The 24,369-nt window shown below is 45.3% G+C and carries 21 protein-coding genes and 2 pseudogenes; 7 read left to right on the top strand and 16 right to left on the bottom strand.

The genetic code is table 11. The features are described from left to right. Positions 1-74 precede the first annotated feature (74 nt). Genes DI392_RS15570 through DI392_RS15565 form a run of 3 tightly spaced genes read left to right on the top strand, consistent with a single transcriptional unit; the run spans position 75 to position 3,424 of the window. Positions 75-1,457 carry a PTS transporter subunit EIIC gene (locus DI392_RS15570; protein ID WP_245884099.1) on the top strand — a complete coding sequence of 461 codons (1,383 nt, stop codon included), beginning with the start codon at positions 75-77 and terminating at the stop codon, positions 1,455-1,457. Beyond that, the gene (locus DI392_RS19810; protein WP_245884097.1) at positions 1,408-1,977 is read left to right on the top strand and encodes a PTS sugar transporter subunit IIA; all 570 of its coding nucleotides are present in this window, start codon (positions 1,408-1,410) and stop codon (positions 1,975-1,977) included. Before DI392_RS15570 ends, DI392_RS19810 begins: the two co-directional genes overlap by 50 nt. 10 nt (positions 1,978-1,987) lie before the next feature. Beyond that, positions 1,988-3,424, top strand: a complete 1,437-nt coding sequence (locus DI392_RS15565) for a 6-phospho-beta-glucosidase (protein WP_109320609.1) — start codon at positions 1,988-1,990, stop codon at positions 3,422-3,424. Positions 3,425-3,568: 144 nt separating this feature from the next. Here the strand turns inward: DI392_RS15565 and DI392_RS15560 are convergent, their stop codons facing one another. From DI392_RS15560 to DI392_RS15550, 3 genes are all read right to left on the bottom strand, one after another. Beyond that, complete coding sequence (locus DI392_RS15560) at positions 3,569-4,762, bottom strand: sensor histidine kinase (protein ID WP_109320608.1); 1,194 nt, start codon at positions 4,760-4,762, stop codon at positions 3,569-3,571. Further along, positions 4,749-5,411, bottom strand: coding sequence for a response regulator transcription factor (locus tag DI392_RS15555; RefSeq protein ID WP_109320607.1), 663 nt, complete (start codon positions 5,409-5,411; stop codon positions 4,749-4,751). The genes DI392_RS15560 and DI392_RS15555 overlap by 14 nt, the downstream gene beginning before the upstream one ends. An 88-nt stretch (positions 5,412-5,499) precedes the next feature. Then, the gene (locus DI392_RS15550) at positions 5,500-8,166 is read right to left on the bottom strand and encodes a beta-N-acetylhexosaminidase (protein WP_109320606.1); all 2,667 of its coding nucleotides are present in this window, start codon (positions 8,164-8,166) and stop codon (positions 5,500-5,502) included. 415 nt (positions 8,167-8,581) lie between these two features. Between DI392_RS15550 and DI392_RS15545 the strand changes: the two genes are divergently transcribed. Beyond that, positions 8,582-9,493, top strand: a complete 912-nt coding sequence (locus DI392_RS15545) for a DMT family transporter (RefSeq protein WP_109320685.1) — start codon at positions 8,582-8,584, stop codon at positions 9,491-9,493. An 11-nt stretch (positions 9,494-9,504) separates the two neighbouring features. On the opposite strand, the gene DI392_RS15540 is transcribed toward DI392_RS15545, so the two are convergent. Next, positions 9,505-10,662, bottom strand: coding sequence for a benzoate/H(+) symporter BenE family transporter (locus DI392_RS15540; protein ID WP_109320684.1), 1,158 nt, complete (start codon positions 10,660-10,662; stop codon positions 9,505-9,507). Positions 10,663-10,817: 155 nt separating this feature from the next. After that, positions 10,818-11,636 carry a shikimate 5-dehydrogenase gene (locus tag DI392_RS15535; RefSeq protein WP_109320605.1) on the bottom strand — a complete coding sequence of 273 codons (819 nt, stop codon included), beginning with the start codon at positions 11,634-11,636 and terminating at the stop codon, positions 10,818-10,820. A gap of 373 nt (positions 11,637-12,009) precedes the next feature. On the opposite strand from DI392_RS15535, the gene DI392_RS15530 reads away from it, so the two are divergent. Next, positions 12,010-13,146 carry an SEL1-like repeat protein gene (locus DI392_RS15530; RefSeq protein WP_181388441.1) on the top strand — a complete coding sequence of 379 codons (1,137 nt, stop codon included), beginning with the start codon at positions 12,010-12,012 and terminating at the stop codon, positions 13,144-13,146. A 12-nt stretch (positions 13,147-13,158) separates the two neighbouring features. On the opposite strand, the gene DI392_RS15525 is transcribed toward DI392_RS15530, so the two are convergent. The 10 genes and pseudogenes from DI392_RS15525 to DI392_RS15480 all read right to left on the bottom strand — a co-directional run. Beyond that, complete coding sequence (locus DI392_RS15525) at positions 13,159-15,612, bottom strand: EAL domain-containing protein (protein WP_109320603.1); 2,454 nt, start codon at positions 15,610-15,612, stop codon at positions 13,159-13,161. A 201-nt stretch (positions 15,613-15,813) separates the two neighbouring features. After that, the gene (locus DI392_RS15520) at positions 15,814-16,464 is read right to left on the bottom strand and encodes a hypothetical protein (RefSeq protein ID WP_109320602.1); all 651 of its coding nucleotides are present in this window, start codon (positions 16,462-16,464) and stop codon (positions 15,814-15,816) included. A 283-nt stretch (positions 16,465-16,747) separates the two neighbouring features. Next, positions 16,748-16,906: pseudogene (locus tag DI392_RS20060) on the bottom strand (IS4 family transposase); the annotation flags it as partial. Next, positions 16,900-17,217 carry an AzlD domain-containing protein gene (locus tag DI392_RS15515; protein ID WP_109320601.1) on the bottom strand — a complete coding sequence of 106 codons (318 nt, stop codon included), beginning with the start codon at positions 17,215-17,217 and terminating at the stop codon, positions 16,900-16,902. The pseudogene DI392_RS20060 and the gene DI392_RS15515, both read right to left, overlap by 7 nt. Beyond that, positions 17,214-17,969: an AzlC family ABC transporter permease gene (locus tag DI392_RS15510; RefSeq protein WP_109320600.1), complete on the bottom strand. Its 756-nt coding sequence runs from the start codon at positions 17,967-17,969 to the stop codon at positions 17,214-17,216. Before DI392_RS15510 ends, DI392_RS15515 begins: the two co-directional genes overlap by 4 nt. An 81-nt stretch (positions 17,970-18,050) precedes the next feature. Next, positions 18,051-18,923: an AraC family transcriptional regulator gene (locus DI392_RS15505; RefSeq protein ID WP_109320599.1), complete on the bottom strand. Its 873-nt coding sequence runs from the start codon at positions 18,921-18,923 to the stop codon at positions 18,051-18,053. A 304-nt stretch (positions 18,924-19,227) separates the two neighbouring features. Then, complete coding sequence (hxpB, locus tag DI392_RS15500; protein ID WP_109320598.1) at positions 19,228-19,893, bottom strand: hexitol phosphatase HxpB; 666 nt, start codon at positions 19,891-19,893, stop codon at positions 19,228-19,230. 36 nt (positions 19,894-19,929) lie between these two features. Next, on the bottom strand, positions 19,930-20,154 hold the full coding sequence (locus tag DI392_RS15495; RefSeq protein ID WP_281259834.1) for a substrate-binding domain-containing protein: 225 nt from the start codon (positions 20,152-20,154) through the stop codon (positions 19,930-19,932). A 171-nt stretch (positions 20,155-20,325) separates the two neighbouring features. Beyond that, entirely contained in the window at positions 20,326-20,670 is a 345-nt protein-coding gene (locus tag DI392_RS20055) for a type 1 periplasmic-binding domain-containing protein (protein WP_109320596.1), read from the bottom strand. Next, a pseudogene (locus DI392_RS15480) lies at positions 20,642-20,998 on the bottom strand (iron-containing alcohol dehydrogenase); the annotation flags it as partial. The pseudogene DI392_RS15480 and the gene DI392_RS20055, both read right to left, overlap by 29 nt. A 202-nt stretch (positions 20,999-21,200) precedes the next feature. Between DI392_RS15480 and DI392_RS15475 the strand changes: the two are divergent. Next, positions 21,201-22,205 carry a LacI family DNA-binding transcriptional regulator gene (locus DI392_RS15475; protein ID WP_109320594.1) on the top strand — a complete coding sequence of 335 codons (1,005 nt, stop codon included), beginning with the start codon at positions 21,201-21,203 and terminating at the stop codon, positions 22,203-22,205. A 265-nt stretch (positions 22,206-22,470) separates the two neighbouring features. Continuing rightward, positions 22,471-23,217, top strand: coding sequence for an AraC family transcriptional regulator ligand-binding domain-containing protein (locus tag DI392_RS15470; protein ID WP_219930911.1), 747 nt, complete (start codon positions 22,471-22,473; stop codon positions 23,215-23,217). 66 nt (positions 23,218-23,283) lie between these two features. Here the strand turns inward: DI392_RS15470 and DI392_RS15465 are convergent, their stop codons facing one another. After that, the gene (locus DI392_RS15465) at positions 23,284-24,258 is read right to left on the bottom strand and encodes a CobW family GTP-binding protein (protein ID WP_109320592.1); all 975 of its coding nucleotides are present in this window, start codon (positions 24,256-24,258) and stop codon (positions 23,284-23,286) included. Positions 24,259-24,369: the final 111 nt, after the last annotated feature.

Below are 24,369 nucleotides of genomic sequence, written 5' to 3'. Positions count from 1 at the left end.
TTCCTCTTATTCTGTAACCGGTTACTGAAACCGGTTACAGGTAAATAATTGTAGGGTCAATGGAGAGGTAGATTATGGCTGCGGTCAGAGATTACGCTCAACTGGCGAAAGATATTCTTTCGGAAGTGGGTGGACAGGATAATATCAATCAGTTTTCGCGTTGTGCGACACGTTTGCGTCTGGTGCTGAAAGAGACCCCGGAAGGCGCAGCAGACAAAATTAAAGAAATGCCAGGGGTTATTACGGTTGTCCTGAGTGGCGGGCAGTTCCAGGTGGTTATCGGTACACACGTACAAGATGTGTATTCGGTTATGGGATCTTTGGTTGATTCATCGCTGCTTTCGGAAGGAAAAGAAAAAGTACGTGTGCTTGATGCGATTATTGCATCGATGTCCGCTATCTTTGCTCCTTTTGTCTATATTCTTGCGGGTGCCGGGATTTTGCAAGGGGCGTTGATCTTTACCAATTATTTAAACCCGGCTTTAACCGGAACAGGTGCGTTTGAAGTACTTAACTTTATGTCGTGGACACCGTTTGTATTCTTGCCGGTGTTTATCGCTTTTACAGCATCGAAACTTTTTAACTGTAACCCGCTTATTGCTGTTGTGTGTGCCTGTGCACTGATTAACCCGTCCTGGGCGGATATTGCTGCCAGGATTGCTGATGGTGAGCTTATTACTTTCCTGGGCTTGCCGCTGGCAAAAACGGTGTACACAGCGTCAGTCTTGCCTGCCATTTTTATGATTTGGGCACTCAGTTATGTTGAACGATTTGTTAAACGGGTTTTACCAGACCTGGTGACCGAGCTGTTCACCCCTCTCATCTGTATGTTGATTATTGTGCCAGTCACCTTGGTTGTTATCGGTCCTGCAACCAGCTTTGTCGCAAGTATGATTGCAACTGGGTATAACGCCTTGTACGAGTCTGCTCCGCTGGTCGCTGCCGCTATGATTGGTGGCCTATGGCAGGTACTGGTTATCTTTGGCGTTCACTGGGGCATCACTCCAATTGTACTCGCTAACTACGAAAACTTCGGCTATGACTCCATTCAGGCATTCTGTGGTATTGCGGTAGTTGCTCAGATGGCTGCTGCCTTTGCTGTTGGCTTTAAATCACGTAATACCCGAATGAAAACAACAGCATTTTCAGCTGGCCTAACCGGTTTCTTTGGTATTACAGAACCGGCAATCTACGGTGTCACTCTGCGTCTGAAAAAGCCATTTATCTGCGGTTGTATTGGTGGTGCTATTGGTGCTGCAGTCGCAAGTATGTTTAATGCTTACTACTATGTCTATGCGGGACTTGCCGGCATTTTGACAGTGGTAAATGGTATTAGCCCAGATAATCCGTCATCGTTTATTGGCATATTGGCATATTGGCATATTGGCAGGTACAGGTATTGCCATTGTGGTTACAACCGTGCTGGTTTATTTCGTTGGATTCACAGACCCTGTTGAAGCGAAAGGCAAAGAAGAAAAAGGTTCAGGCCAGCCAGACGTCGCACCAGCGATGAAGAAGACAGCAACACTGGTCAGCCCGTTGAAAGGCAATATCGTACCGCTGGAAACCGTGAATGATGAAAGTTTTTCTCAAAAGCTGTTGGGCGATGGTGTTGCTATAAAACCAACAGAGGGCATTGTTCGAGCACCATGTGATGCGGTTATCTCTTCTGTGATTGAAACCAAACACGCTGTAGGAATGACATGTGAAAATGGTGCTGAAGTTCTGATCCATGTAGGTCTGGATACAGTGCAATTAAAAGGCAAATATTTCGAGTCGTTGGTCAAACTGGATCAGAAAGTGAAAGCGGGTGAACCATTGATTCAGTTCGATTTAGAAAGCATTACCGCGGCTGGTTACGACACAACCACACCATTCATTGTGATGAACAGTGATGAATATAAGTTTGACCTTCTGGGACAAGATGCCGAAGACGAACAAATTGAAATTGGACAGCCAGTTATTCAGATGGCGTAAAGGGTGAAATATGACTCATAAATTACCAAAAGATTTCTTGTGGGGCGGCGCGGTCGCTGCCCACCAGGTTGAAGGTGCATGGGACCGGGATGGAAAAGGCCCAAGTATTGTTGACGTATTATCCGGTGGTGATGTAAACACGCATCGTAAAATTACCGATGGTGTCCTTGAGGGATATCACTACCCAAACCACGAAGCGACCGCTTTCTATGACCACTATAAAGGCGACGTAGCACTTCTGGCCGAAATGGGCTTTAAATGCTTCCGTACTTCTATCTACTGGCCTCGTATTTTCCCTAAGGGTGATGAGCTGGTACCTAATGAAGCGGGCCTGCAGTACTACGATGATCTGTTTGATGAACTGCTAAAGCATGGTATTGAACCGGTGATTACGCTGTCTCACTTTGAAATGCCTCTGCACTTGTCTAAAGAGTATGGTGGCTTTAAAGATCGCCGCTTAGTGGATTTCTTTGTGCGTTACGCAGAAACCGTGATGCGTCGTTACAAAAACAAAGTGAAATACTGGATGACCTTTAACGAGATCAATAACCAGCGTGATCTGCACTTGCCGCTGTGGGGATACTCTAACTCCGGTGTTGATTACACCGTTGAGGAAAACCCGGAAGAGTGCATGTACCAAGTGGTACACAACGAATTTGTTGCCAGTGCCAAAGTGGTTAAGCTTGGCCACGAAATTAACCCTGATTTCCAGATTGGCTGTATGGTGGCATGGGTACCTATTTACCCGTATTCCTGTGCACCAGATGATGTCATGCTGGCTCAGGAAGCGATGCGTAACCGTTACTTCTTTAGTGACGTTCACATGCGTGGCGAATACCCTGAGTACACATTGAGGGATTGGGAACGTAAAGGCTATAACATCCAGATGGAACCGGGTGATCTTGAGGTTCTGAAAGAGGGTGTGTGTGACTACGTTGGTTTCAGTTACTACATGTCTGTTGCTGTGAAGGCTGATGCTCCGGAAGCCGACGAAGGTTCAATGAGCGGCTTTACCGGTAGTGTAAAAAACCCATACGTTCAGGCATCCGACTGGGGCTGGCAAATTGACCCGGTAGGTTTGCGTTACTCACTGTGTGAGCTTTATGAGCGTTATAACAAGCCACTGTTTATCGTTGAAAATGGTTTTGGTGCTTTGGATACTGTTGAAGAAAATGGTGAGATCAACGACGACTATCGTATCGATTATCTGAAGGCCCACATTGAAGAGATGAAAAAAGCCGTTATCCATGATGGTGTGGATCTCATGGGCTACACCCCTTGGGGCTGTATCGACTGTGTCTCTTATGGTACCGGTGAATACCGTAAGCGTTATGGCTTCATTTATGTGGATCGTCATGATGATGGCACAGGTACCATGGAGCGCTCCCGCAAGAAATCGTTCTTCTGGTACAAAGATGTGATCAGCAGCAATGGTGAGAAGCTATAAGGTAAACCGTAGAGCTTAAGACTATTCAATGCACCCTATGCCTCAGGCATAGGGTGTTTTTTTATTTGGCCGGTTTATCTGATTGCTTATACCAAACGGGAAAAATCATTGATCTGAAACTTTATTAGGATGGTATCACAGCCATCAGAAATAGATTAACCAGCTAAACCTGTTGTCATGACATCGGTAGAAAGCCAGCCAATCTGCTTTTTCGCAAATGACATTGATAATATCAATCCCATGACCATACCCAGAGTGGCAATCGGGGTCGATATCATTTGATACCATAAGTCTGTCGAACTTTAATTCAATTGCCACACTATTGGCGCTGTAACTAAAGGCATTTCTTAGTACATTTTGTATCACGACATGCGCCAGAATTTTGTTCACCAATTTTGAATGGGTACTGTATTGAACCGATAACAGTTCAGCCTTGTTGGGCCTTAACTGTTGTAAGCAATAATCCAGACAACCTTGTAACGACACCAGCTCTACCTGCTCTGTTCTCGACTCTCGGCTGATGGAAAGAAAAGTGCGGATTAAGGCCTGCATATCATTATTTGCGCTTTCAATCCGGCGCAACGCCGGCTGTGCTTTAGCAAGATCCGGTGAGTAGGCGATGATTTCCAAAGCACCCTGAATAATGGTCACTGGCGTTCTGAGCTCATGGCTGGCAAAACGGGTAAAATTGTGCTCTCGCTCCACAAAAGCACGTATTCGCTGAAATGCGTTGGTAAAACTCCGGCTCAGCTGGCCTAACTCATCTTCCCGATCTAACACGACGGGAGGTGAGTCAGGGCTGGCATGTTCAATATTTTTCTGAAGTGTGGTGATGGGACTAACAATAATCTTGGTAATATAAAGACTGGCAACGAGTCCTATACCCAGTAACGCCATGACACCGATAACAACATAGTATTTAAGCCTGTTCTGATAGAGGCTTCTCTCCAGATCTTGCTCAGGAAAATAGAGTAGATAAAGCAAGCCATCGGAAAAGGGAGAACTGACCACTTGCACGTAAACTTTGGGGTGTTCAATCTTAAATACCCCTTGTTCTGTTAAGTTTGATAAATAGAGTGGTAAGCCTTTATCCGACCCCACAAAACTGGAAAACATCGGAGAGTTAACTTTAACCAGCCGGCCTTTTTTGATGGAATCATCCAATAAGAAGCGCATCTGCTGGTTTAATTTTCGATTCACCAGACTGGTTGTGTGCAGTTGTGCGTTAACCCATGCCATTAACAATAAGCTAAGGGTTAATAATAACACCAGCCCCATGATCAGAACGAAAACCCGGTTATAAAGCCGTTTATGCAAATAATGACTAGCTAATCTCATTGAGCCGATAACCCTTTCCTCTTACGGTTTCCAGTAATCCTTCAGGCAGTACCTTCCTTAGCCGATAAATGTGTGTTCTCAGAACGCTACTATCTATGGGCTCACCATGCCAAAGCTCATATTCAAGATCTTGTTTATGGACGATACGGGGGGCGGACAGCAGTAAGGTTTTTAATAGCTTGAACAATAAAGGATCCAGCTTAAGCTGATTATCGTGAAAAAAAGCCTGCTCTGTTTCTGTTGATAAGGTTAAACCGGAAAAAGTGATCTCATGATTTCTTCCCCCTTTCGCTCTTAAAGTGATCGCGGTGAGTCTTGCCAGTAACTCCTGCATGGCAAATGGTTTAATTAAATAGTCATCACCACCTGCTGCGAATCCAGCCAGCTTATCTTCCAATGTATCGCATGCGGTAAGAAACAAAATAGGGAGGTGATCACGGCCTTGTTCCCGTATTTTTTTGCACGTGGATAGCCCATCTAAACCGGGCATCATAATATCCAGGATCATCACATCGAACTGATTCTCAGACAATAACGCCAGAGCGGCTTGCCCCGTGTAAGCAAAGTCTACCGAGTGTCCCATTATTTCGAGATATTCACCGATATTTGCTGCGATCTGAATACTGTCTTCGACGATTAATACCCGCATCCATCTCCTCCGGAAATCAAATAATGTGCATTACAAAAGGCTACCTGAGGGGTAAACCATCAGGTAGCCATAGTTAGCCTAATGTAGGTTAGTTAACGACAATTACCCGGCCTGCACGACCTGTTTTGGCAAGAGATCGTATCTTCACGCCTGCTTTCACTGTTGGCTTATTCGACTGGTCGTAGTTTTGCCAGTCAGTGCCATTGACAGAGTATTGCATTATGACTCCTGGGAAAGCGCTATTGATTGAGAGCTTCCCGTTGTTGTCGATTTTTGCACCGGGTACCGGCAGGCGATAGGCAACACCCGCCGCATCCAACTTAGGAAATTCTTTATAACCCAGAGTATTGGCAAATAGAGTCCAGTCCTTATCGCGATTTACAATGCGCTTGCCCATATGGTTACTGCCTTTATAACCTGAGGTGTTGGTCCGGTACGCCTTTTTAGCGTCATACTCCAGTTCCCAATCAGCCTTCGACCATGCCCGCTCGGCAATGGCTAAGATGCGTGGGAATACGCGGTGATCCAACTGCGCATCAGTACGTACCATTTCTGTCCAGACATGCCCCTGCATACCTTTAAAGTGCTTATCATCCTGAAGGGCTATTGTACTGGCCGGGATTTCGAATGGATTATTGTCTCTGTCCGTCATGGTTTCGGCGTTGGCCGGCAAGTTCTCCGGCATAAAATTAAAGACTTTTTGCGTATCGGTGTAACGACCTGCCCAATAATTCCCCGGCTCCCTTGGATCGGCTTCGTATGGATGGTCAAAGTAAGTGACCTCAGGCAGTGACAAGATAACGTTGTAGCCGGCATTGGCCAGAGAGTGGGCTTCATTCGCACCACCCCAGAACAGGGCTGACCAGGTATAAGCAGAGGCATCACCAGCAAGTTTGGCTGGATCCATATACGTGCCATGTTTCAGGCCATCATTCCAGGCAGCGAGATTGAGTTTTTTCGCCTCCAGAATATGGCTGATGCGTTCAATGAAGTAACCCCCGAGATCGGCCACACCATCGATGTTATTGGTCGGATCGACAAACAGTGCACGACAGACAGGAGAATCAACCCAGGCTCCATGGGTTTCATCTGCCCCGATATGGTAGTCAACCAGAGGCTGACCCGCCTCTTTATGCTGTTTGGCTATCTCTGAAATCACTTTGTCCATGAAGACAAAGCTGGATTCCATGCAAGGGTTAATCGTATTGTCAGTATAGTTTTGAACTGAGAAATACTCTGAGCCGTCATGCCGGTCAGTAAGCAGATACATTTCAGCGGCATCCATATCACCGAGTTCTGCATACTTATGATAACGGGCTTCCATTGATTTTACAGCTGCGCGCGCATGGCCGGGCATATCCATAGAAGGGATCACCTGAATATTCCGTGCTGAAGCGTATGCTAAGATTTCCGCATAATCGTCAACGCTGTAGTAGCCAGAACCAGAGGTTGATATATCTGGCCCGGAACCCACTTGTGGTAACAGACATTGACGTTCGCTCAGATCATGGCAACGCTGAGCCCCAACCTCGGTGAGTTCTGGCAGGCCGGGGATCTCCAGACGCCAGCCTTCATCGTCTGCCAGGTGGAAGTGGAATTTATTCATTTTATAAGCGGCCATTTGATCCAGTACTTTCATGATCTCGGCCTTTGATTTGAAGTTACGGGCCACATCCATATGCATACCGCGATGTTCAAAGCGTGGTGCATCATAATCAATGGTGACTTTAGCGATAGTCGGGCTGCCAACTTTGATGAGCGCCGCTAACGACTGAACACCATAGAATGCACCAGCGGGATCGGCTCCGATCACCCGGATCTCTTTTGGCGTTACCTTCAGGGTATAGGCTTCCTGCTTTGATTTTCTGCTAAACACCTTGTGTTTGGGGTCAACAGAAATGACCACAGGAACCCCTTTATCTGGAGTGACACCCAACTGGGCAAAGCGGTGGTTAAGTGCTTCTATCTGAGTTGCTGCCAGGCTGTCATCTGTTACCTGCAAATGCAGCCCGGAACTGATGTCAACACTGCCGTTATGAACCTGTATATCGACTGGAGAAGGGATGATTTTTGAAGAGACAGATGGTAAGCCGAGATCTTTTACCGCAAGGTTTCTTTCATACCGCGTTCCCGCTGTCGCCATAATGCTGCTGTCTTCAGGGTAACGTTGCCACATGTTGGCGTCTTCCGGGGCTGTGCTGATCAAATCCAGGTAACCTGATAAGTCGGCTAAACCATCGCCTTCCACCGGAATGGTATTTGGAATAATTCGAGGTTCTGCGCCTTGTGCAGCCACGTAGTAGCGGGGCATGTAATCAGAATCGACGATTTTCCAGTGTTCAGCGTCAAATTGAATTGAGACAGATTGACCAGGTTTCAGACCTTTGAACTTACTGGTCGGCGTTATTTTATGAAGATCACCATTCACATGTGTAATCTCGAACAGATCTGATTTCGTATCCAGAATGCGGCGAAGATTGGAGAAATAAATTTCCCAGCCTTCACCAAACTCTTTTTTGCCTTTATTAGTCAGAGTGATCTCTGCGCGGTAGCAATATCCGCCAGGACATTTCGCCTTGGTATCTGCAGGCTGATGCTCAATAGAAGCGATATGAACTTCCATAGAAGATGCGACTGTGTCTACTACCGATTGTAGCACTTCTATCTGCTGTTGATGTTGTTCAGAAGAATAAGCATGACCAGCCAACAGCGACAGTGTAATTGCTGTCGCAATGGCATTAATTTTTGCCTTCATGTGAATTACCTTAAACGTGATATAACCTTATTATTTGAAAACCACCAGATAGGAGTCACTATTCGCTTGTTTAAAACAATCCGCTTGTTCAAAATCATTCGCTTGTTCAAAACCATATCTGTAAATATCGGCAAAGTATATGCCTGTATAGTCATATAAAAACTAAGAGTAAACAAGAGAATAGTTTCTTATCGACCCATATCCTGATCGCTTTCCCTAAATGTCATCTCCTGATACAACAGGTGTTCAGTTGATGCTGTTGAGCACGGAAGTGCTAACTGGAAAATAAGACTACCGGGGCTAAGGTGGTGGGAATGTCAAAAAGCCCGTTCTCGATGGATTCTTTTTCCTCTAATTATCTTATACTGCACGTAATGTGATACAGTTCAAATAATCTCCACTAATACCTATGATTATGCCTGTAACTCAACATTCTGTTATTCCTGTCGGTGTGCAGTTTATGCTGCTGTCTGCCCTTGGTTTTGCCCTGATGGCCGCCAGTGTGAAACACGTCAGTAATTACCATATTCCGGTGTTTGAGATTGTCGCCGCGCGGGCGTTGGTCTCTTTGGTCATCAGTTATTTAGATGTTAAACGCAAAAGGATATCTGTCTGGGGAAATAATAAACCATTGCTGTTGGCCCGGGGGATGGTCGGTACATTGGCATTAATGTGTGTGTATTACTCGGTAACGACTCTGCCATTGGCAGAAGCAACCATTTTGCAGTATGTGCACCCGGTATTTACGGCCGTTCTGGCTGTGTTGTTTCTGAAAGAGAGCCTTCAGCGGTCAACGCTTATCTGTATTGTATTGTGTCTGACCGGGCTGTTTCTGATTGTGAAACCGGAAGTTGATGGTGGTGTCACGGCTAACCTGCCTCTGTTTAGTGTGCTGATCGCATTGATGGGCGCATTTGGCAGCTCGATCGCCTATGTGATTGTGCGTAAGCTGAGTCAGACAGAAGACAGTTCGGTGATTATTTTCTATTTTCCGCTGGTGGCTCTGCCGGTATCACTGGTATTGATGGGGGATAGTTTTGTGATGCCGGATCTATATCTCACCGGTGTGCTGGTACTGGTCGGAATCTTTACCCAGGTGGGTCAGTTTGGTCTGACAAAAGCGATGCAGACTCAGGAGGCAGGACGTGCTTCTGCTTATTCGTATGTACAGATCATTTTCTCAGCACTGATTGGCGCACTATTCTTTAATGAGCTTCCTTCTGGGTGGACGTATCTGGGAGGGGCGCTGATCGTATCCGGCGCACTCGTCAATGTGTTGGGCTCAAAGATCAAAACAGTGTGGGACAGAAAGTATTCAACTGATTGATTTATCAAAATTTATCTGGATGCGTTTATTATTCGTAAATAAAGTATTCCGACAAGTAGCCCCCAAAGTGTGGAACCTACTCCTAAAACACTCACCCCGGAAAGCGTAATAAGAAAGGTCAGCAGTGCTGACTCTCTGTATCTTTCGTCTTTAAAAGCGGACTGTAAGCACATGAGCAATGTTCCCAATAACGCGAATCCCGCTAAAATTACGGTGACTTCTTGGGGTAATGATAAAAAGATCGCAACAACAGTTGTGGCAAAGACGCCTGCAACAACATAAAAAAAGCCTGCCCATATTACCGCGCGATACCGCTGTGATTTGTCAGAGTCGACCTCTTGAGTCATACATATTGCCGCAGAAATAGCGGCAAGGTTGACACTGAAACCACCAAACGGAGCAGACAGGATATTGGTTAATCCGGTACCAATAAGTATCGGTTTCACCGGAGGGTTATATTGATAGCTTTTCATCATCGCAATGCCCGGTAAGTTCTGAGAAAGCATCGTAACGATATATAACGGAACAGACAGATTTAATATAGCTGAAATGTCGAATTCAGGCGTTACCCATACTGGTGTAGCTAAAGACAATTCCGTTGTCCGCAAGTCGGAATTGCCAACCGCGACAGCGTATATCACGCCTATAGTAAGCAGAACAAGCATTGCATATTTGGGAATAGAGTTCTTTGCCAGCATGAATCCGGCAAACATGCAGGAGAAAATTACTGGATCGCTAGTGACAGTTTCAAAGCTCTTAAGGCAAAAAGGCAGCAAGATAGCTCCCAGCATCGCGGTTCCAAGCTGAGGAGGAATGCGTTCCAGAGCTTTACTCAAAGGGGTTATCAGGCCAGTCAGAAGGATTAATAAACCCGATATAACAAAGGCACCAATTACCGAAGTTAGCTCGTATTGGTATACAGCACTAACCAGCATTGCCGCGCCTGGTGTTGACCATGCAGTGAGTATGGGCGTTTTATAAAACCACGAAAACACAATAGAGGTTAACCCCATCGAAACTCCCAGAGCCAGAAGCCAGCTTTCAAGCTGTATGGGGGTTGCACCGGCAGTCGTTGCCGCCTGAATGATGATCACTACTGAACTTGTATAGCCAACTAATACCGAAGTAAAACCTGCAGTAAGGTGACTCATATTAAATAGTTTTTTCATCATTTGTTTTCCTGTGTCTGTGATAAAACTCCTTGTGCGTAATAACGCACAGCAATAACGATACCATTGTGCGCTATAGCGCACAATGGGATTTTGCATCATTGAACGATTCGATATTTAAATCTGAAATAACCGGCTTTTTAAGCGGGCATATCTTAGCCTCTGGCGTAAGCCGCTGCCTGCTCGAATTGTTCCTGGGTCGGCTCCTGGCCGGTATACAGCTTAAACTGCTCCACCGCCTGCAAAGCAAAAACTTCACTTCCGGTGATAACCATTTTGCTCTGCTGTCTGGCATATTTAATTAAAGGCGTTTCAGCCGGTAAGGCCACCACATCAAAGACCACTGAAGCGCTGTCAATTGCTTGTTCGCTGAATGCCAGTGTCTGCTCATCTTCACCGCCAGCCATACCCAAAGGGGTAACATTAATCAGCATGTCTGCTTGTACATTGTCCAGATCCGGTTGCCACTGATACCCGTATAGTTTGGCCAGTGCTGGTCCTTTTTCTTCGTTCCTGGCGATAATGTATCCATTAGCAAAGCCTGCATCTTTCAGTGCGCAGGCAACCGCTTTTGCCATGCCACCGCTGCCTCTTAGCGCAAAGGTCAAATTCGCTGGTACCTTGTACTGCTGCAACAGCGTCGCAATCGCGATGTAGTCGGTGTTATAGGCCTTAAGATAGCTATTGGTGTTCACAATGGTGTTCACGGAATCGATGGCTTTGGCTGAAGCGTCCATTTCATCGACCAGAGGTATCACATCTTCTTTGAACGGCATTGAAATAGCACAGCCCCGGATGCCTAAGGCTCTGACGCCAGCAATTGCGGCAACGATATCAGTGGTGGTAAAGGCTTTATACAGATAGTTAAGATCCAGCTTTTCATACAGAAAGTTATGAAAACGGGTGCCAAAGTTACTTGGTCTGGCGGCAAGCGACATGCATACAGTGGTGTCTTTGTTTATCTGGCGGGGCATAAATGGTGACTCCTTCATTTATCTATTTATTTGTCTTCAGCTGCTTTTTATTCACTCATTGGGATACAGCCCTGTTCCCGGGTGTTGAATGTTCTGCTCAGAATGACATAAATGGAAGCAATAAAATATTGATCATGATGGTTTTCTGGCTTCCTCTTTTATACCTGTAGGCGGGTTTTTCGTGGCCATTCCGGGCAAAAAGGGGAAAAGAGGCATCAAATGCGGTAAAGAACGGGTTTCACTCCGGGCATTCTTATTTGTTGGACGCCGGGGAAGGCCTATCAAACTATACTTTTATCATTAAGCCAGCATACGGGGACGGAACCTGGCGTGTTATCTGCTGAATCTGATACTTCCTGACCGAGGAGTAATGATGAAGTACCTGCTGATGTTAACCTTATTGACTAATATATGTTTTGCGGTGACCGTGAGTCAGGAGGCCTTGCCGGCAAAAGCGGTTCGCTTGCAAGCCATATATCAGCAATACCGTAAAGCGGCAGATTCAGGCGATGCGGAAGCTCAGTTTAATCTTGGGGCCATGTACTATCATGGACATGGTGTTATCCGCAGTGACAGGGATGCGCTTAAGTGGTTCACAAAGGCCGCCGAGCAGGGACTGGCGAAAGCGCAGTTCAATCTGGGGCTTATGTATCAGGGGGGGATCGGGATTAAGCCAGATAATAAGGCCGCTGCACAGTGGTACCAGAAAGCCGCCGAACAGGGAATGGCAAAAGCCCAGTATAATCTGGGTGGTATGTATCTGTATGGGCTGGGGGTAGCGCAAAGTGATGAGCAGGCCGTGGAGTGGTTTGAAAAAGCCGCGAAGCAGGGACTGGCTCAGGCACAGAATACACTTGGCACCATCTACCTGGCGGGAAGTGGGGTTAAGCAGGACAGTGCCAAAGCCGAGTTTTGGTTACGTAAAGCCGCATTGCAGGGGGATGCCCGGGCTCAATTGCACCTGGGAGAAATGTACAGGAAAGGCGAGGGCGTTACCCAGAGTGGTAAAGAAGCCGTGAAGTGGTATCGCAGGGCTGCTGAGCAGGGCATCGCAGAGGCTCAGAGAAGAACGGCGGTCTCCTATCTGGTTGGGGAGGGAGTCGTTCAAAACAATACATTGGCAGTAAGCTGGTATAAAAAAGCCGCAGAGCGGGGAGATGTCGAGGCTCAGGGTATGCTCGGATTTATTTATGATGTCGGTCTTGGTATTCCTGAGAATAATAAGCAGGCCGTTACCTGGTATCGTAAAGCAGCGGCACAGGGGCAATTCACTTCTCAGTACAATCTGGGGGAAAAGTATGGCAAGGGGGAAGGGGTTTCGAAGGACAATATTCTCGCCTATATGTGGATGTTCATAGCGAAACATAATAGCCAGTCTGAGCCTGATCACCTTGAATCCGTGAACCTTTTTCTCGCCCAACTAAAAGCGATCATGACTCAAGAGCAGATCGCGCGAGCGAAAGCAAAGGCGAGAGTTTGTCTTGAGTCTGATTATGCACATTGCGATTGATAAAGTACTACTCTAAGGCTGAACGAGAATGTTTAAGACATTATCCTGCTCGATTAACCCCAGATACTTTCCCTCCTGATTCACCACGACCCATGGCGGTCGTTTGCCCTGTTGAAGGTTATCCACAACGTCACTGATAGTAATGGATTCATCCATTTGCTCGAACAACGGATCCATAATCTGCAAAGCTCGTTTTTTTAATATGGCCAGATCCCTGGCCGTCTCCAGATCGGTACCAAGCGTAGAGGAAATATGTAAGTAATAACTGGGCTTATCCACCAGACCGACACACTTTCTTCCTTCTATAACCGGCAAAACCTCATAGGGAGTTGTCTCAAAGACGTTTTTTATATCCTCAAGCGGCGTGTTGGGCTCCAGCACCAGAGGTTGCGTGACAAGCTGCGTTAGTTCTCTGGTCTGAATCGTTTTTCTCAGTCTATACAACAGGCTGGTAAGCGGCTTCAGTGCGGTGACCGACATTGGCTGAGAAAAATAATACCCCTGCAGCATATCAACCCCCATATCGTAGAGAAGCGTTGCTTCCTCCCTAGACTCTACTCCCTCCGCAACGATCTGAATGCCTAATTTATGCGCTAAATCTACTATCATCTTGATGATGTGATAATAGCGGCTGTGTGTGTTAAGTCCTGAAACAAATTCCCGGTCAATTTTCAATATGTCAAAAGCGGGTTCTTTCAGATAGCTAAACGACGAATAGCCCGTACCAAAATCATCAATTGCTACAGAGACGCCTGTCTGCTTTATGGCAGTTATTAATGACATCTGCTCATCGGAGTTACCAAAATAAGCGCTTTCCGTTATCTCTATGGTTACCTTGCCTGCATCGGCACCTAAATCATCCAATAATGTCTGCAGCCTGGAAAGAGCACCGATATTATTACTGGTCGTATTTAAAGATACATTCAGGCAGATTTCGATGTCTGAGCCAAACTTCTGGGTAAGTAGTGCCCGCTCTGTGATGGCTCTCTCGGCAACGATAAGGTCAAGCTCTTCGACCAGTCCCAGATCTTCAATGATGTTTACCATTTCCTGAGTGTTTAACAAGCCACCGTTTTGATCCCGGAATCGGCAAAGCGCTTCAACCTTTCTGACTTTCCAGGTGACCGTGTCCACAATAGGCTGATAAAAAACGTCGACATTCCTTGTCCGGATGCCTTGCCTGGCCAGAGCTTCCAGCCGCCGGCGTCTTTTTTGCTGATAGTGCGCAACCTTATCAAACAGGCAAATGTTGCTGATCTTTGTTCTATGGCTTTCTTCCATCGCTATGGTCGCATGTTCATACAGTTCATTGGCGCTGTTTCCGTCAGTTCCCAGGACAGACACGCCAATATTAGACACTGACAGCGCGTGTAAGAACGCTTTTGGAAGGTTGTGTTTCAACAAGCTGAGAATATTGGACAGCTCTTTGTGCGGAATCGAGCTGTCCGCATTACCGGAAACCACATCAAAACAGACCGCAAGTGCAAAGCGGTTTCCCCGAATATAGCCGCCGTAAAAATGGTCATTGTTCTGACTTAACGCTTTGGACATCTGAATTTTAAAAGTAAGACTTTCTTCATCAGAGAGCTCGGGATCCATTATCATTAAAAACAGACTGTTACCTTCGGGCATTTCATTAATATGTCTGCCTGTTTTTCTTAAAAATGCAACTTCATTCGGCAGTTGAGTAAGAAGCTCCACTCCTCCATACCGCTCTTCAGGTGATACAGTAACCGGGATATTGGTCAGTTCACGGGTAATACCTAAATAATAGGTTGAGCTTTTATTGAAGTTAAGCGTCTGAATGGTTAACTCATGGGGAACAATGCTCCCGTCCTTTCTTTTGCTGAGGATATTGCCGAACCAGTGGCCCATGTAGTGTATCGTCGCCCACATATCGACATAATATATTTCATCGAATTTGCCTGACTTGAATATATTCGTATTCTTACCAATCAATTCTTCTATGGTATAGCCCATTGACTCTTCATAACATTGATTACATGCCACAATGTTGGCCCTTTTGTCAGTCAGGACTACCCCATGGTTCCGGTTATCAAAGATACTCAGAAAAAACGTAGAGAACTCGCTCCTTTTTGGTAACTTGAATAGAAGGATAATGTTACCGTGAACAATACTGTCGCTTATTCTGGACGCGGAGATGGTACAATATAGAAGCTCTTGTTCATCCAGACTGAGTAGAGTGCGAAGTGCCGCCTTAGGTTTTTTGCCGTGACGAATGTTGTTTACGTGCTGTTTAAAACGAAATCGTTCCTTAGGTTTGAAGCACTCTAAAAAATCCTCGAAGATGGTGATGTGCTTCACTTGATTCAGCTTTGCATCATCACTGAGCTTCAGGATCTGAAAAGCCCTTGTCTCATAATTCAGGCTCCAGGTAATATTGGAGCCGTTTAAACCAATTGCCGAACTCGACTTAAAATTGGTTTCGATCTCTAGCTCTGACATATTAATATCCCTATCAATGCGGCTTAGTTTATATTATTTGGGTGGCCGCTATTTATTATGTTAGGCATTTCTACATCTCTTATGCCACTCCATACATAGTAGTTCAAACTCATCAGGTGTAACGGATACAGAGTCATAATCAACTAGTATCAGATCACAATTTAACTAAGCTATTTATCATTCTGGTTATAGTTCTGATTTTTAAGTCAGAGATTTTTCCTTTGTATTGATACTTATTCCCAGAGTTTGGGCTATCAAATGGCTTTTCTTCAGATATTTGTCTTCAACGATTTTGTGAAGGGATGGATTTAGCCTTAGCACATTTTCAACAACGGATACTACCGAATATATTTCAGGTTCTTTTAATGGCAGGTAGACCGAGTGTGATTTTTGTAAGAAACAAATATGGCTCATCTCAACTTGAGAGATAAGATTAATGTTTGTTCTGTCAATACAGTCCAGTAGTAGGATGGTTTTAATCGCACCTCTGATGTTCGTTGAATGCCTTATGCCGTTGATTACCCCGGCGATACTGATAAGCATATTCGGGCACTCAACGGCTATCCGGTGTACACGTTTTTTATCTCGCTCCATGTAGAGGTCTAGAGCGTTGATGTATTTTGCTTCCCATTGCTGGCGATTGAATGCTTCTTTCTGAGCAGCGTGACTATATGCGTTACGCAGATGCAGATACAGCATGTCACTCCGGTATGCTTCGATAATACTGATTGCACAACGTAAGCTCTGGCGCTGGTCTGGACCAACGAGTTTACAGATCTCCAGCCACCAACGATAGAATTTAGTTTCCACTCTATTCTTGTCAATGGGCATGATTTTTTTGCCACTAGCCATGACATTGTTCCTTGATTATGTAATTTATTATTTTTTATAAAGCTAAGAAAGACTCAGCGACAGAGTAGTCTCATCTTTCGTAAGGGCAATAAATAGCATGGGTAACGACAAAAATGGAACCAACATCACACTTTGATGTCAGTTTTGTGATTTAATGCAAATTTCCAGGTCTTGTTTATCATTTCTTGCATGGCTCATTTTGGAGCGGATAGAAGAGGCGTGTGAATATATGGGAATAAAAAACCCGGAACTGGGGCGTTCCGGGCTTTGGAGCAACAGCCCCTAGCTCCGTCATAAACATAGCAAATCCAGGCTTACGTAATTGATTATGAAAAGGCTTGTAGGCCACATTATCTTTATCAGTCAGAATCATGCCATTGAACAGACGATGGAGATCAGCGATAGCATTGCAGTTACCCTTACTTAGTGCCGATACTAAAGCCCTGCGAAGGTTTTGAACAAAAAGAAAGTCGTCATACTGAGTATGGTAGTGACCAGAACATTCTTGGTTTTCCAGGCTATCAATGCGGCAAGCAGGGCTGAAATCAGGTATGGATTCAAAACACTGATGTCCAGACTTCCTTCTTTCAAAAAGACGATAGGAGCCCAGATGGCCGTTAAAACAGCAGGAGTGGAATAACTCAATAGCTTTTGAGCATCAGCATTGAGTTTTATAGGAAGCCTGGGAGATAAAAATACATATCGGCTACTGAATACCATGATGGTCATAAGTAGTATAGTGAACCAGATCATATACTTTCTCCTGCGTTGATCTTCTGTTTACTGAACACGTTATCGTAGACATAGCCTGTCACCATGGCCGTAATGCTGGCAATCATCAGTCCACCATCAATATTAAGAGCCTGACATCCGATAGAGAAAGTCAGTGATACCAGAATAGAAATTAGAACAGAGACTTCTTTTATCATAGGTATGACAATGGCGATGAATGTTGCTGAAATGGCGAAATCGAGTCCTAATGAATCCAGATTAGGAATAAATTTACCTGCGAGAATGCCAGCGAGTGTAGATAGGTTCCAGCAAAGGTAAAACCAGAGTCCTGCACCGAGTGCATACCAGCGGTTAAATATTTTTTCTGATTGGTGGCCGCAAACGGCAAATAGTTCATCTGTTAATAGAAATCCAAGGCAAAGTCTCCAGCGCAGAGGGAGTCGGCTGATGGTATTACGCATGGTCAGCCCATATAAAAAATGCCGGGATGTGATGACAAAAGTGGTAAGCAGAATGGTCACCAGTCCGGCTCCCGCATTGATGAGTCCCGATACGACCAACTGAGCTGAGCCGGCAAAGACGAAGAGAGACAAAGACTGACTCTGAAACATGTCCAGACCTACATCGATAGCAAAAGATCCGGCAAGCAGCCCCCATGGAACAACAGCTAAACAGAGAGGACTAATGGCAAGAGCCCCCTGGAGGAAGGGTTTTAATATATTGGGTTCAGAGAGAGGCAGGGCTCTGCTGTGCAGTGAAGTGGATGTTTTCATGGCAATTTTTTACTTTACTTCTGAGTGGATATGTCACCCAACTGTAGCGGATGAGAAGTAAGTAAACTTGTATGTGATTGCTCAGTTAACCTGTCTGGCAAACTGTCCGGGCGTTATCCCCATCGCTTTTTTGAAGTGGCGGTGAAAGTGGCTTTGGTCATGAAAGCCTGCTTCCTGGGCGGCATACAAGACTTTTTGTCCATTTTTTATCAGCTTTTTCGCTAATCGTAAGCGAGCCTGGATTTGATATGAATGAGGGGGCAAGCCATAGGTCTTCTGAAACGAACGTACTAAGTGAAATGGACTGAATGAAGCTAAGTTAGCCAGATCCTGCAGTGAAATATCGGCACTTGGGAAATCATCGATAAACTCTTTAACCAATCGGAGCTGTTGTTGAGCCTTATACGTTTCCGGTACAGCAATAAATCGCTTCCCGTGTTTGCACATCAACTTCGTCATTACACTGTATAGCAGAGTCTCTCTGAGCAGGCGGTTATCTGAGTGTTTTAGTGTCTCAAATACCAGGCGTAACTGATTAGCCAGCTCTGGATCGAAGACGACAGGATCCGGAAAGTAAGGCGCGCCATTTTCTGAGCCTGACATACCCGAATGTAACTCCTTATTGATTGACTCAAACTGTTCTGGCAGGGGATACATGGCCTGATAAGACCAGCCGCCTTCCGTTGCTGAATGGCCGTTATGGACTTCATCGGCATTGACCAGAATAATGCTGTCTTGAGGAGCGATATGATTCCCACCTGTACGATAAAACTGTTGTGCGCCCTGTTCTATGACGCCAATGGTATAACCTTCGTGGCTGTGGCGGGAAAAGTTCTGATGGTGGTAGTTTGCATCAAGCACTTCGATACCGCCGAATTCTTCTGCGACACGATATATGGCGCGTTCTTTCGACGTTGGTGTTTGTTGGTTTTTGATGCTGGCTTCATTCCCCATGGAAGTATCTGTATAAAACCTCGTTTACTGGTATCGCTAACGTGAGTATATCGGAATCAGGGCGATATTTTTTGTACAAAATTGCGTTGTTGGTCAATTAAAATCCACTTTGCTTTTTAGGAGGAGTCTTGGTTTAGGCCATGAACGGTTGAGGTTGATCTAAATTGTGAGTGCCAGATCGTCTGCGTAAATACACTCTGAGACTGGGGGGAGCTCTTTGCTGGGACCGGGCTTAAACAGCAGGCCAACTGAATGTTCAGGTTGGCCTGCTGTTTTTGGTGGGGCATCTCGTCCTAAGTGAAGGTTATGCCCCAAGGATTTTCTGTACCTCTTCAGAAGTCGAAAATTCTGCCAGAGAAGCCAGTTTGATATCTGCAATACCAAAACGGGGGTTGGTTTCCTGCCCAGGTTCAGGCACACAGATAGCCGTCATGCGTGCTGCTTTTGCGGCAATCAGACCGTTGACCGAATCTTCGATCGCTAAGCAGTGGTGTGGCTCAGTTTTTAACTGCTCTGCCGCGTACAGGTAAACCTGTGGATGGGGCTTGCCGTAAGTCTGGTGTTCAGCTGATACATACACAGAGAAGTACTTACGCAGATCAAAGGTGTCCATCACCGCTTCAATTAATCGCAGAGGTGAAGATGAGGCAAGCCCGATTTTCAGGTCGGCTTGTGCCAGTGATTCCAGTGATTCTTTTACTCCCGGAAGTAGCTGACCCTGGGTTTTAATCTGACCGATCACTTCATCCAGAATGGCATCAGCAAGATCCTGGCTGCATGCCGGATCCAGGTCGCAATAGCGAATCCAGTAGTTGGCGATTTCATCTATCCGAAGTCCGGTGCTTTGATAAGCGTGTTGCTCGGTGATGTTTCCTCCGAATTTAGCGACGGCGTTGACCTTTGCTTTACGCCAAAATGGTTCGGAATCGACCAATATGCCATCCATATCAAATATTACTGTTTCAATCAAAATAGTTTCCTGTTGCTTTAATGGGTAAATGTATACTCAGTGTAATAGTCTGTACAAAGAGAGCCAGTTGCTGGTTGAATGCAGTGGCGTTACTGACTCCCGTTGAATCAGTTTTCCTTTGTATTGATGAGAAATCGCGTTGCTCTGTTGATTAATCAGTTCGATGGCTTTTTCAATTGCTTTTCTAGTCATGACTTCAATAGGCAGTTCAATGGTGGTCAGAGCTGGTGAAATATAGGCAGCCATCATATTATTGTCGATACCTGTTCTGGTATTTTGATACTCGCCTCAGTCAGCGCTTTGAGCGCACCTGGTACCATATAATCGTTAAATGCAAAAATAGCAGTAAAGGAAGTATCTTCTTCTAATAGCCCCTGACAAGCCTAGTATCCACCTTCTATCAGATAATCGGCATTTTTTACCAGATTTGGTTTATATGCAATGGCATGCTTTTTTCAGAGTATTGATGTAGTCAGTTAAACGCGCATTACCAGTGGGGTTGTCTAAGAGCCCGGTGATACAGGCTATTCGCTGATGCCCATAGCCAATCAGGTGATTCATAATCATTGTTGCTGTGGCTTCCTGATCAAACGTAACTGAGTGAAAAAGAGGCTCTGGCAGGGTACGGTTGATTAAAACCAGAGGGGGTGAGAGCTGGGCGTGGAGCTTTTTGATATGCTCGTAAGATAATGTCCGGCTATAGAGAACAGTATGAACAAAACTGTCTACAGCACCATTAGCAACCTGTCGTGATGATGTCCCAACTGTCACCGTCATAGCGTGTTGCAGCAGCAATAAATTTACTGCCGTCAATAACTGAGCCACCTCCAACAGCAAGAATAAAATCAATCCTTTCCTCACGGGCGATATTGACGGCTTTGATCAGCGTTTCGTAATGAGGATTAGGTTCAATACTTCCAAACTCAACAACAGTATAACCGTCGAGAGCTGCCATAACCTGATCATATACGCCATTTCGTTTAATACTACCGCCACCATAGGTCACCAGGATGCGGGTGTTATTGGTCAGCTCTTCTTTAATTGCCGCGATCTGGCCTTTTCCGAAGTGGATTTTTGTAGGGTTATCATAGGTAAAGTTGTTCATGTAATCTCCTGAGGCTTTATGTCTGTATCGGTAGCGCTGAACCCATTAGTTACGCATAAAGTCCGTCCGAGCGTCAAATTAATAGAATCAATGAATGAAAGGGCGTTTATCCAAAGATAATATGAACCAAATACGCCAATGAAATACTCTCATTTGTACAAATCGTGTAAACTGTGCGTCCAACGATTTGGGGAATAAAAAAATGGCAACAATCAAAGACGTATGTAAGGCGGCGGGGGTATCTAAGGCGACCGTATCCAGAGTTATTAACGGCAGTGAGCAAGTAAAAGAGCAGACCCGTCAATCGGTACTGGCGGCAATGGAGTCATTAGGGTACCAGCCAAATGCTTTTGCCCGGGCGTTAGCGACAAATACTTACAATACGTACGGTTTGATTCTTCCTCATTTTGAAAGTCATTACTTTGGTTCGATGTTAACTCAGGCAGCCCAGGATATGCAAAAAGCAGATAAAAAGCTTTTTGTAATGAACAGCCACGATAGTGTAGAAGGGGAAATAGATGCTATCCGTTCATTGAAAGCGCATTATTGTGACGCAATTATGATTTATAGCCGTCATTTGTCGGAGCAGCAGCTTTCGGAAATTCAACAGGAAATCAAAACACAGTTAATTGTAATTAACCGTTCATTGGATGATGACAAGCTGTTCAGTTTCGGGTTTGACCAACAGCAAGTAGCACGTCTTGCGACTGACTATTTATTGGCGCTCGGTCATCGGCAGGTTGCCTGTATCACGACACCTTTGTCCAGCAGCACGGGTCAGAAACGTCTGGCAGCTTATAAGACTAGCTTGCAGGAACATGATATTGCTATCGATGATGCTCTTATTTACGAAGGACAGAGTTCTTTGGAAAGTGGTTATGAAGCCGCGAATAGCTTGATAGATAGTGGTGTGCCTTTCACCGCGGTTTTTTCCTGTACGGATTCTATGGCGATGGGGGCGATACGGGCTTTAACTGACAGAGGGATAAAGGTACCTGAAGAGGTATCTGTTATCGGTATTGATGGTGAACCTAATGGAGCCTTTGCCGTACCACGCTTATCAACAGTGAAACTGCCGATTGTTGAGCTGACCCGTGATGCTATTACCACCGCTCTGACGCTGGATGAAAAGCAAGATACGGAACAGAAGCATTATCAGTATCTGGGCTCATTACAGGTAAAAGAATCAACCCGGAAGATCGGTTAACTTTCTGCTTTATACAGTACCAGGAAACTTTCTATCGCTCGTTTTACCACTTCTTTGATAGTCAGTTATTCGGCTGGCTATCACTGACTCTACACCCAAGGATTATCAGAAGCCGTTTAGAATTCAGTAAACTCTCGACCCCCAGATCATTCTTAGTCACAAAAGCAACATTCTGTTAACTATATCGGTTTTTTATCCGTTAATTGGCTATAAAATACACGACCTGCATTTTATCCGCTAAAACGAGTCGTATGCCGCCATGGACGTGAAAAACAAAACTGTCTCAAGTAAGGTACTCAGATACCGTTACCACAAGCTTTTGAATGCCGGGTTAGATGGAAGCTATATCCATCGTTCTACTGGTGTTAGTGAGAAAGACATTTGTAACAGCAGTGCACGCATTTCATATCCAAATTATCTTCGTTTTATTCAGCTTCTTAAGTTGCATGGCTATGGGGGACTGGACACCGAAATCTGGGAGATCACGATTCATGATTTAGTCGAGGAATTAGGCTCTTTGCCGGCATTGTGTGTCAACCAACCGGATGCAGGCAGTGCTCTGAATGCTTACATTCGGTACCGGGGGCTGATTGGAGAATCGGATTATCTTTCCTGTTATCAGGAAGAGGATCAGGTTGTCATTCAGTTCTCCGGAGAGACTTTTGCCCAGGCCATGCCTGAGTTTTATGCTGGCACTGCGGTCGCAAACTTTATTATCCTGGCTACGATCCTGAGGTGGTATATTCAGGAAAAACCTCATCACTTCGATATTGATCTGGTTCACGATCCTGTATTCCCCGTCGATAAGTATCATACCTTTTTCGGTAGTGAAGTCCGTTTTAACCGGGAAGAAAATTACATGAGATTTGATGCCTCTTTACTTAAATGCAAAAACAAAAGGCTTAATCCAGCGTTAATGGATTTTTTACTTGCGCAGGTTGAAGATGAATATGATTACATCAATGCGATACCGGCTTTTAGGAATCAGAAACAAGTCGATAAGAGGGAATAAGTTCTGGAGTGATCGGGTTATACGATGAACGTTGTCAACGGCTGAAGCTCAGCCGTTGATGCGATTTCACTGTTCAGCAAGTAGGAGAAAACGGTTTTCCAGTTCTTCCCATGCAAGCGCATGACTATTAATTATTTCAACGCGGCTTTCAAACCCTTCCAGAGACAATTCATTTACCGATACAACGCCGTTATGGGCATTAAAGGCATAGCAGCCCTTGCTGGTGTTCATCACCCCTTTTACCCGCTCGACATTCAATTGATACATCAGAGAAAACAGCCCATCAAAGTTGAATGTCATCTCCGACCCAAAAATCCAGCCACAACTTACGTAACCCTGGCCCTGGTTCTCTTTACGAATAAACGCCTTGTCTGGTGGCAACTGAAACTGAGGCTCCATGGCGGCATGTTCGTGGTGGTGTGAATCGATATTCGAGCCCTGCTTATCTGTTCGGCGTTCGGTATCCAGCAGATCCGGAGGAAACGCACCGTGACTACCCAGCATACAAATCTTGTCTTTGGGCTGTTTCTCAGAGCACCAGTCATTGAATCGTTGCTTATCCGTCTCGCTACAGCTATCTGCTTTATTGCCGACAATAATATCCGCTACATCCAGTTGATCGTTAAAGTTCTGATTGTCGGTGTATCTGGAATCGGCCAGATTTCTCGGGTCGACTAACGCCAGTGTTGCTTTCAGGTCAATATAATCTTTGAACTGACCGGAAGTCAGAATGCTGATGATTTTGTGTGGGTGACCAAGGCCGGTTGGTTCTATGAGTAGCCGGTCTGGGTTTTGTCGCAGTAGCGTGGTAATGCCCACCGAGGTCGGAACTCCGGCCGTGCAGCACATGCAACCTCCCGGCACTTCTTTTATCATCGCTCCGCTTTCCGCCATGATGGCTCCGTCGATACCGACTTCACCAAATTCATTGACAAGCACGGCCCATTTTTCGTTTACAGGTTTGTTCTTCAGTAGGTTGAGAATCGCGGTGGTTTTTCCGACACCGAGAAAGCCGGTAATGATATTTGCTGGGATCGACATGCTGCTATGATTAAGTTGGGTTACTATTAAGTTGAGTGAATCATACAGCAAATGGATCTAATTGTATTGGTAGTGGTTTTGTCATTAGATCAATTTCTGTAAACTGTTTAT

The organism is Vibrio albus, from assembly GCF_003144035.1.
GTDB lineage: Bacteria > Pseudomonadota > Gammaproteobacteria > Enterobacterales > Vibrionaceae > Vibrio > Vibrio albus.
Note: the sequence above shows the minus strand (reverse complement) of the source record. Positions and strands in the feature narration are given on the sequence as shown.